General features: G+C 64.5%; 3 protein-coding genes. 2 read left to right on the top strand and 1 reads right to left on the bottom strand.

The features are described from left to right. Positions 1–3: 3 nt before the first annotated feature. Positions 4–1032 (bottom strand): aminoglycoside phosphotransferase family protein, encoded by a 1029-nt coding sequence (locus tag U9980_RS19005; RefSeq protein ID WP_416210323.1) that lies wholly within the window; start codon positions 1030–1032, stop codon positions 4–6. Positions 1033–1485: 453 nt separating this feature from the next. On the opposite strand from U9980_RS19005, the gene U9980_RS19010 reads away from it, so the two are divergent. Further along, positions 1486–1848 (top strand): type II toxin-antitoxin system RelE/ParE family toxin, encoded by a 363-nt coding sequence (locus tag U9980_RS19010; RefSeq protein ID WP_322769155.1) that lies wholly within the window; start codon positions 1486–1488, stop codon positions 1846–1848. A gap of 11 nt (positions 1849–1859) precedes the next feature. Continuing rightward, on the top strand, positions 1860–2198 hold the full coding sequence (locus U9980_RS19015) for an XRE family transcriptional regulator (RefSeq protein ID WP_322769156.1): 339 nt from the start codon (positions 1860–1862) through the stop codon (positions 2196–2198). Positions 2199–2365 lie beyond the last annotated feature (167 nt).

Here is a 2365-nt window from a genome sequence, read left to right on the forward strand (position 1 = left end):
CTCTTACGGCCGTTGTGCGGGCAGCGGTTGAAGTGAGGGCCAACGGGCGAGGATGTCGTCGCGCATGGTCGCGGCGAGCTGCCCGAGCCCTTCCAGCTCGCCGCCGTGAGCGGTCATCTGGCTGAGGATTCCGAGGCGATGGACGAGCCGTTGGCGGGCCGTCGCCGTGCCCCACCGCCAATCGCGGTTCGGGATGTCGGCCAGGTGGTCGGCGGTCCCGCGCTGGGACCGCTGGACCAGCGCGTCGCCTCGTAGCAGCCAGCCGGCACATGCGGCGATGAGATCATTCGGGACATCGCTACCGGTCTCCTGGAGCCACGCCGCACCGTAGGCGGCCTCTGCCGCCTCCAGCAGGTGCTGGGGCGGGGCGGTGACGCACCAGCAGGTCGGGAACCCGATGCGTAAGTATGCGAGTTCTGTGAGCCCGTTGCCTAACGCTGCCTGTTCGAAGTCGATGAACCTGACACCGCTGCTGGTGTGCCTGTCGTTGCCGGGGCAAGGGTCGCCGTGCAGCAGGGCATGGCCCGGCGAGCGGACCAGGCGGTTCACGATGTCGTCCAGCTCGGTTCGTACTCCGCAGGGCACTGCGACGCCGAGCGCTTGGGCAAGCCCGAGGAAGGAGTCAACGTCGTCGTGGGTCGGGCCTGACCAGAGACGGAGGACCCCTGCGTCCTTGGCTCCGGTGGCGGCGTGGAGCCGCGCCAGCGCCTCAGCGTAGTCGACCACCCAGTCCTCGCGCGGCTGCTGATGTTCCAAGTGCTCCAGGACCAGGACTCGTTGGTCCGGATCAGCGCCGAGGAGCATCGGCACCACAGGCGGGTCGACCCGGGACGCGAGCTTCAGCGCGGCCACCTCACGGGCGTACCTCTCGGGGGCATCGGGCGCATCGATGAGCTGCTTGACCACGACGGGTGTTCCGGACAGCTCCACGCGCCAAACCCGTGATCGCGGGCTGCTGCCCAGTCTGCGAGCCCGCCGGGGTGAGCCCAGCTCCGCCCGCAGCTCTTCCCCAATTGGCAACCGTAACCACATGGCCTCATCCTTTCGAGTGGGCGTTGGGGATCGCTGAGGCGGTCTCCGGCCCCGACCACCCGAACTGCCAGACGATCCGCCGTAATCTCGTAGGAAAAGGCGGTTCGTCCGTGGACGTCCGCCGTGTCGGCGTGACCTGCGCTCGCCGTCCGCCGGTGTTCGTACTCGTCGGCCAACGTCCGCCGGCTTGGGTACACCAATGGGTACACGGACACGGACACGGACACGGACACGGACACGGACACGGATCGGAGCAGCCACGGCCTCGCTCGGGCAGGCCCATCCACCGGCCACCCCTCCGGTACACAGCAACAGGACGAGCACCATGATCGCACCAATTTCGATCTTCGTGCGGTACGACATGACCTTGGATATTTTTCCGGTGACCACTCACCGACACAACGTTGAAGACATATGTTGTCACCGTTATAATTTTGATCGTAAGGAGTGTCGATGACCTGGTCGATCGTCGTGGTGGAGCCAGCCCGCTCATGGCTGCATATGCTCCGTCACGCAGATCGACAGACGCTGATATTGATCAGTCAAGCCATCGAAGCACTGCGGATCGAGGGACCGGCTCTTGGCCGCCCCCTCGTGGACACGATCAAGGGTTCAACGTTATCGAACCTCAAGGAACTGCGACCCGGATCAGTCGGGCCGAGCGAGGTCCGGCTGCTGTTCGTGTTCGATCCGGAGCGACAGGCAGTGATCCTGGTAGGTGGAGACAAGGCTGGCAACTGGCGGGGCTGGTATCGCACAGCGATTCCGTTAGCAGAGGCGGCATACGCGGAGCACATCAAGCGGATGAAGACGTAAGGAGACGACCAGTGACTGACCACCTGAAGGACCCGCAAGCGCGCTCGTGGGAGGATCTCACTGACGAGCTCGCCTTCACCGCCGCCGAACGTGAAGAGATCAGCGCCGGTGCGCAGCGCCTCATCGCCCACGCACGGGCATTCCGGCTCACGGAGGTGCGTCGACGTCAGCATGCGACTCAAGTTGAGGTAGCCAAGGCGATGGGAGTGACACAGGCCCGCGTGTCCCGCATCGAGAAGGGCCAGTTGGAACGTAGCGAGGTTGACACCCTTGCCGCGTACGTCCAGGCGCTGGGCGGCACATTGAAGATCGTGGCCGATTTCGGCGACGAGTCGTACGTTCTCGGATAGCAGGCGCCACCGGCAGACCGAAGAACAGAACACGCGGCGTGGGTACAGTGAGGTACACGTCACCCTAAGAAAAACCTTGTTTTGATAGTGATCCGACCGAGAACACCAGGTCAGGATGGGTGCACCGCCAGGGACTTGAACCCCGAACCCGCAGATTAAGAGGAAAG

The organism is Protofrankia sp. Cr1 (assembly GCF_963555865.1).
Lineage (GTDB): Bacteria > Actinomycetota > Actinomycetes > Frankiales > Frankiaceae > Protofrankia.

Bases quoted from the DNA above. Each gene is read 5' to 3' on its own strand.
- U9980_RS19005 (WP_416210323.1), bottom strand. From the start codon at position 1,032: ATGTGGTTACGGTTGCCAATTGGGGAAGAGCTGCGGGCGGAGCTGGGC.
- U9980_RS19010 (WP_322769155.1), top strand. From the start codon at position 1,486: ATGACCTGGTCGATCGTCGTGGTGGAGCCAGCCCGCTCATGGCTGCAT.